The organism is Rhodoferax ferrireducens, from assembly GCF_003347515.1.
In the GTDB taxonomy this organism is placed as follows: Bacteria; Pseudomonadota; Gammaproteobacteria; order Burkholderiales; family Burkholderiaceae_C; genus Rhodoferax.
Genome location: NZ_QEII01000182.1, coordinates 1 through 6,821, shown reverse-complemented (window position 1 = coordinate 6,821; position 6,821 = coordinate 1). Strand labels below are relative to the sequence as shown.

Genomic DNA, 6,821 nt, shown 5'->3' with positions numbered 1-6,821 from the left:
CCACCGAGGTCAGGTCGTCGGCCGAAATCGCCGACACCACGGCCGAGCTGAGCATCAGCAGGATGAACTGGCTGGTGAGGGCCGGGTACACCGTGCGCAGCGCCGGTTTCAGAATCACGAAGCGGAAGATTTCATGGCGTTTCAGGTTGAGCGCCAGGCCAGCCTCGATCTGCCCCTTGGGAATCGACTCGATGCCGGCGCGGATGATCTCGGTGGCGTAGGCACCCAGGTTCACCACCATGGCAACCAGCGCGGCGGCGTAGGCCGACCAGCGCAGGCCCAGCGCCGGCAGCGCGAAAAAGAAGAAGAACAGCTGCACCAGAAACGGCGTGTTGCGAATCAGCTCGATGTAGGCATTGATGAGCCAGCGCAGCGGGCGCGGCCCGGCGGTTTTGCCCCAGGCGCAGACGATCGCCAGCATGAGGCCGAGCAGCATGGCCAGCAGCGAGAGCTCGATGGTGCTGAGCGTGCCCTTGACCAGCAGCGGCCAGGCGGCAAAGACATCACCAAATTGAAACGAATACTTCATGAGCGAAGGGCAAGGCTTGTTGCCCGCAACAAATAACCCGGGTCCGTCATGCGCCGAATGGCGTGAAAGGCATCAGCCACGAGTCACCTTCCCCTCTTTCAGCTCCAGCCCAAAAGGTGCGTCGCGGAATATCGAGGAATCCATGAGCCGCAGTTCTGGACTCACACGCAATGGAATTTCGGATTGATCAAGAACATCACGTTGCAAATCGATGCCCGGTGCGATTTCGCGTACCACCAGCGCGTCCTGTTCGAGGTCGATCACACAGCGTTCGGTCACGTAGGTCACGCGCTGACCGCGCTGACGCCCGATCACACCACTGAAGGTAATGTGTTCCGAGTTCTTCACGAACTTGCGCGTCTTTCCTTCCTTGAGAATCGTGAGTCGTCCATCTCCCACCTGCAACTGAGCACCAGCCGTAAAAAATCCCGAAAACACGATATGGCGTGCATGGGCGGTGATGTCGACAAAGCCACCGCAGCCTGCGGTCAGGTAGGGCTTGGCGCCCAGTTTGGAGACGTTGACACTGCCGTTTTCATCAACCTGCAGGAATGACAACAAAGTGGCGTCGAATCCCCCGCCCTGGAAGTAGGTGAATTGATTCGACGAGGCCATGATGGCGTCGGCATTGGCGGCACAACCAAAGGCAAAACCCAGCAACGGCATGCCCCCCACGGCGCCCTGTTCAATGGCCCAGGTGACGTCACCGTGCAAACCCTCTTCCAGAAGAATCCGCGGTACGTTGGCTGAAATTCCAAATCCAAGGTTCACTGCCGAGTGCTTCGTGAGCTCCATGGAAGCCCTGCGTGCAATGACCTTATCCGGACCAAAGGCCAGGAATTCGAATGAGTCCAGGGGCTGAGCGATTTCGCCACTGATGGCTGGGTCATAAGGCGTTTGGGTCGTCTGCCACTGGTCTGGGTCGACCACGATGTAGTCCACCAAATTACAGGGAACATGCACATCGTGAGGACGCAGACTGCCCGCTTTGACGACCCGCTTCACTTGGGCGATGACGATGCCGCCGTTGTTACGCGCGGCGAGCGCCTGGTCCAGGCCGCCCAACAGTGCGCCTTCGTGCTCATAGGTCAGGTTGCCGTTTTCATCCGCTGTGGTTGCTCGGATGATCGCAACCTGGGGTGCGATGGCCGGAAAATAGAGCCACTCCTGATCATCAAATATGACCTTGCGAACCACCGGCTTGGCCGCCGCTTCATCGTTCATGGCACAGCCCTGCAAGTCCGGATCGACAAACGTGCCCAAACCGACTTTGGTGAGCACACCGGGACGTTTTGCCGCGGCGTCACGATGCATGTCAAACAGGATTCCACTTGGGATGTTGTAGGCGGCAATCTGGTTGTCCACGATCATGCGCCAGATGGCTGGCATGGGGAGGGACGATGGCCCGCTGGGGTAGGAGCCAGCCAACACCCGACTGAGCATGCCGGCCTTCGCCAGGTGGTCGATGCCCTTGATGCCATACATATCGCCTGCGGCGATTGGATTGAGCGTGGTCAGATTGGTCGGCGCGCCTTCCACATCGAATCTTTCACCTAACGCCTTCAGTACTTTGTCGGGACAACCCAGCCCACTGCTTGAGCTGATGCTGATGACATCCTGGCTGTTGATTAATTTGGCAGCTTGCTCGGCCGTGATGATTTTGTTTTTCACCCTGTACTCCGTTACATCGAGATGGGCGCAATAGCCTGGGCTTGGCCCGTTCGGCAGGCGTGGACCACGGCGAGTGCTGCTGTAAGTGACCGCACGCCGTCTTCAGCGCTTGCCGCCGGTTGGCCCTTGCCCAACATGGCCGCGCAAAATGCGGCCACGCCGCGCGCATACAGGTTTTCATGTTCAACCGGGATAAGCTGCTCGCCGTCTGCGTTGCGCAGGATGATCTCCCCGACCGCCTGCTGTGTCATCACATCGCGACCGATGATCGAACCCGTCTCACCGTGGTATTCGATGCCCGTTTCCGCATGTTTCACAGTGAAGGCGTCGTGCAATTGCGCGAGCACACCGTTGTCAAATCGGAGCACGGCCATGACGCCATCCTCAAGACCGGCTTTGGCCAGAGACGCTGATTGCGTCATGCCAATCGCCTCAACCGGCTCGGCACCGAGGGTGAAGCGCAAGGTGTCCACATCATGGACCGTGATGTCCAGAATCACGCCACCGCCCGCCTGTGGCCTGTCCAGGCGCCAGCCTTGCAAGTGCGGCGGAAGGTAGACCGCATGAAAGACACGCGCAAACAGGGGCTTGCCAATCGCACCACCCTTGATCAACTCCTGAATTTTCCTGTGGGTTGCGGCGTTACGCAGGTGGTGGTTGGTTGCCAAGACGACGCCCGCCTTGCGGCATGCGTGAAGCATCTCGATCGCATCGCCGGCCTGGAGAGCCAGTGGCTTTTCACACAGCACATGCTTGCCTGCCGCTGCGGCTGCCAATACCTGGTCATGGTGCAGGTCATTGGTTGTACTGATGTACACCACATCTACTGCAGGGTCAGCCAAAAGCGCGGCCACGGAACCGTAGGCGCCGTCTATCGCGTTTTCTGTCGCGAACGCATCCGCGCGCGCCTGGCTGCTGCTGGCGACGGCCACCACCTGGTGCCCGGCTTGAGCGCGAATGGCGCCGATCATGTGTTGTCGGGCAATGGTGCTGGCGCCAATGAGGCCCCAGCCAATAGATTTGTTTGTACTCATTTGGGTCTTTTCAATTAGACTTGTTGGAACGATGCAATGAATTATTGGAACGTTCCAACAAAATATCAAGACATTATTCGCCAACCTAGGGAAAATACTTAGAAGCCATGAACAACAACACACCATCTCCCCGCACGATCACGATCGTGGATGTCGCCTTGGAAGCAAACGTTTCCAAATCCACGGTCTCCCTGGTGCTAAAGGGGAGTCCCTTGATTCGTGGCGATACCACAGAGAGAGTGCGCGCGGCGGCGGCCAAGCTGGGCTATGTGTACAACCGGCGTGCAGGTGAATTGCGGGGCAATTCTTCCAACGCTATCGGGGTCATCATCAACGACCTGATGAACCCTTTTTTTGCCGAAGTCCTCGTCGGCATTGAGCGCAAGCTGGTTGAGGCAGGCTATATCGTTCTCATGGCGCATACCAACGAAAGTGTGGAGATGCAAACCAAGGTGTTGATGTCCATGCGCGAGCAAAACGCGGCAGGCATCATGTTGTGTCCCGCGCTCAACACGCCACGCACGCTTTTAAAGACAGTCCAGTCCTGGGGCATTCCATTGACTGTGTTTGTGCGTAATTTAGGGCCGGGTGACTATGATTTTGCGGGGTCGGACAATGAACTCGGTGTGTTTCTCGCCACAACGCATTTGCTTGAAACTGGACATAGCCGTGTGGGCTTCCTGGGTGGACAAAAAGGCGTAGTGCTGGATCAGAGAATGGCGGGCTACAAAGCGGCTCTAGCCAAGAAGGGGGTCACCTTCAATCCCGATTTGGTGGTTCCGGCCAACCCCAATCGACAAGGGGGTTACGCCACGATGAATGCCCTGTTGGCCAAGTCATTGGGGGCGACGGCAGCGGTTTGCTACAACGATATTGTTGCCTTTGGTGCCCTGTCGGCACTTGGCGAACGCCACCTTCGAGCGGGGTCTGATTTTGCGCTGATTGGATTCGACAATGTGCTTGACTCAGAACACTCAAACCCGCCGTTGACGACGATGGATATTCGACCCAGCGAACTGGGCGAACAGGCTGCCAGCGTCTTGCTGAATAGAATCAAAAACCCCGGAGAGAAGCAACAACTGTATTTGGCCAAGCCCAATTTAAAGCTGCGGCAAACCGCATAGGCAATCGACCCGGAATTGGGCATGCTGGAGCGCACAGTGGGCGGCGGCGTGATCTGCCCCTATTCGTCCACGCACATTGACAAATCCGCTTGCCTTCGACACCCTTCCTGTTCGTTTGGCTCAGCGAATCGGCCATGGCAATGGTAAGGACCGAAGGCAGCGGGGTAGACAAAATCCAAAAACAGACTAAAATACATCCACAAACGGAGTATAGACATGTCTGCAGTCCACGCCTTGGCATACCCTTCGACACAGTTCGAACCCACCGGCTTGGTGGATTTGAGTTCGAAAGCAGAACGCGAACGGCTCTCCGGATCCGCGCTCAAAGGCTTCTTCAATCTGGCTTCCAAGTGGAACCTCAAGGATGAGGACGCGCGGGAACTGCTGGGCGGCATATCCAACAGCGCCTTTTACGAATGGAAAAAAGCCCCGCAACGATTGCTCGACGTGGATCGAATCACGCGGATCTCTTTCCTGATCGGCATCTACAAAGCCCTGCACATCCTCTATGGCGACAAGCTCGCGGATGAATGGGTTTCGCTGCCGAACAAGAATGCCATTTTTGCGGGCCGTACGCCCTTGCAGTACATGCTCTCTGGCGGCCTGATTGGCATGCAAACCGTTCGCAAATTGCTGGATGCCAGGCGTGGCGGTATCTGAGTTGGCCCTGCCTCCGATAGTTGCAATCCGCCAGTTCGATACGGTGCGCCTGATTCCCAGTCGCTTTGCAGAAACGACAGATTCCGTGCTGCAGCCGATCGCCGACGATGCGCAACACCTCAACGATCTTTTTGATCTGGACAACGCAACCAACCAGCGGCTTATGGGTGAGTTTGGTGGCTTGCCTGGGATTGGGGTCGATGAATTGGTTTTCGGGATACCGAATTTTCGGATCATCAATGCGGCGTTCACCTACCCCCGCCCGGAAGGCAGCCGGTTCAACAACGCCGAACGTGGCGCTTGGTACTGCGCATTTGATGCGCCAACCGCGCTGGCGGAAGTGATCTTTCACAAGTCGGTGGAGTACGCTGAAATCGACCGGTTTGACGATACCGTTTCGTACCAGACCTATTTTTCGGACTTCAACGCAGAGTTTCATGACCTGCGGCGTGGTCGACGCTTCAAGGACTGCCTAAATCCAGAGAGCTACATCCCGTCCCAGTCACTGGCAACTCAGCTGCTGGGAAACGGGTCACTTGGCCTTGTGTACCCCAGCGTGCGTCATGCGACTGGAACAAACCTGGTGTGCTTCAGGCCGGCATTGGTTGGCAATGTCCGAAAGGCCGAGGCCTACCGCATGAGTTGGTCTGGGACGCCAGAACCATTGATCGAAATAATGAAGACTCCCCGCGTACCGAAGAAAAAGAGTTAAGGAACGAATGCAAACACCACCCCGTTTTCCAGCGTCAGCGCGCTGCTGGCTTGCTCCCGCGTTGTTGGCGATCTTCGCGGTTGTGGGTTGCGCCTCCACACCATCGGTCGAAACCCAGGCACCGGCGCCATCGGAGGTAGTCGCTAACCCGACGCCGACCGAATCCAGCGAGGTCGAACACAGCCAGAGGTTTGCCCGCTGGGTGGTCGAGTTCAGCACCATCGCACGCACAGCCGGCATCGACGAGGCCACGCTCCACATCGCATTCGACAACGTCCGCTTCCTCCCACGCGTCATCGAGTCGGATCGGGCGCAGCCTGAGTTCACCCGCGCTGTCTGGGACTACCTCGACAGCGCGCTGTCGACGCAAAGAATTGCCCGTGGCCAGGATAAGCTGCTGCAACTGCGCCCCGAAATCGAACCCATAGCAGCGCGCTACGGCGTCCCGCCAGAGGTCCTCGTCGCGATCTGGGGCATGGAGAGCAATTACGGCAGCTTTGTGGGCGACATCCCGACCATCGACGCCTTGGCGACGCTCGGCTTCGAGGGCCGACGCGAGGAGTGGGCGCGCGGCCAGTTGCTCGCAGCCTTGAAAATCCTGCAGAACCGTGACATCGACCGCGCGCGGATGATCGGTTCGTGGGCCGGCGCGATGGGCCAGACGCAGTTCCTGCCATCGAACTTCCTGGCCTATGCGGTCGATGCCGATGGCGATGGCCGACGCGATATCTGGAGCAGCCTCGCCGATGTGATGGCTTCGACCGCCAACTTCCTGGCAAGCGCCGGATGGCAGGCCGGCCAGCCGTGGGGGCTCGAGGTACGCTTGCCGCCGGGATTCGACTTTGCGCGCGCCGACGCCGATGTGCGACAGCCAACCGCCGCCTGGACAGACGGGGGTGTGCAAGCTATGGACGGCTCGCCGCTGCCGGCCTTGGCCGACAGCGCAATATTGCTTCCAGCCGGCGCGCGCGGGCCGGCCTTCCTGGTGGGACCCAACTTCCGCACCATCCTGCGCTACAACAACTCGACCAGCTATGCACTCGCCGTCGGCCTGCTGGCACATCAGCTGGCCGGCGGCCCAGCGGTGCAGG

7 protein-coding genes are annotated in these 6,821 nt (G+C 58.6%); 4 read left to right on the top strand and 3 right to left on the bottom strand.

Features of this window, described 5'->3' with window-relative positions:
• From C5P05_RS01745 to C5P05_RS01735, 3 genes are all read right to left on the bottom strand, one after another.
• The coding region (locus tag C5P05_RS01745) for an amino acid ABC transporter permease (RefSeq protein WP_114968178.1) at nucleotides 1-529 on the bottom strand (529 nt) is incomplete at its 3' end.
• 72 nt (nucleotides 530-601) lie between these two features.
• Nucleotides 602-2,200 carry an acyl CoA:acetate/3-ketoacid CoA transferase gene (locus tag C5P05_RS01740; protein WP_114968177.1) on the bottom strand — a complete coding sequence of 533 codons (1,599 nt, stop codon included), beginning with the start codon at nucleotides 2,198-2,200 and terminating at the stop codon, nucleotides 602-604.
• An 11-nt stretch (nucleotides 2,201-2,211) separates the two neighbouring features.
• Nucleotides 2,212-3,234: a Gfo/Idh/MocA family protein gene (locus tag C5P05_RS01735; protein ID WP_114968176.1), complete on the bottom strand. Its 1,023-nt coding sequence runs from the start codon at nucleotides 3,232-3,234 to the stop codon at nucleotides 2,212-2,214.
• 107 nt (nucleotides 3,235-3,341) lie between these two features.
• Here C5P05_RS01735 and C5P05_RS01730 point away from each other — a divergent pair, with 107 nt between their 5' ends.
• The 4 genes from C5P05_RS01730 to C5P05_RS01715 form a co-directional block, all read left to right on the top strand.
• The gene (locus C5P05_RS01730; protein ID WP_114968175.1) at nucleotides 3,342-4,358 is read left to right on the top strand and encodes a LacI family DNA-binding transcriptional regulator; all 1,017 of its coding nucleotides are present in this window, start codon (nucleotides 3,342-3,344) and stop codon (nucleotides 4,356-4,358) included.
• Between the two features lie 216 nt (nucleotides 4,359-4,574).
• On the top strand, nucleotides 4,575-5,018 hold the full coding sequence (locus C5P05_RS01725) for an MbcA/ParS/Xre antitoxin family protein (protein WP_114968174.1): 444 nt from the start codon (nucleotides 4,575-4,577) through the stop codon (nucleotides 5,016-5,018).
• Entirely contained in the window at nucleotides 5,005-5,730 is a 726-nt protein-coding gene (locus tag C5P05_RS01720) for an RES family NAD+ phosphorylase (RefSeq protein WP_232834300.1), read from the top strand. Before C5P05_RS01725 ends, C5P05_RS01720 begins: the two co-directional genes overlap by 14 nt.
• 7 nt (nucleotides 5,731-5,737) lie before the next feature.
• Nucleotides 5,738-6,821: lytic murein transglycosylase (locus C5P05_RS01715; protein WP_114968172.1), on the top strand; the 1,084-nt coding region annotated here is incomplete at its 3' end.

What these genes read in the sequence shown, in the direction of transcription:
- C5P05_RS01730 (WP_114968175.1), top strand. Translation starts at nt 3,342, where the DNA reads ATGAACAACAACACACCATCTCCCCGCACGATCACGATCGTGGATGTC.
- C5P05_RS01735 (WP_114968176.1), bottom strand. Translation starts at nt 3,234, where the DNA reads ATGAGTACAAACAAATCTATTGGCTGGGGCCTCATTGGCGCCAGCACC.
- C5P05_RS01725 (WP_114968174.1), top strand. Translation starts at nt 4,575, where the DNA reads ATGTCTGCAGTCCACGCCTTGGCATACCCTTCGACACAGTTCGAACCC.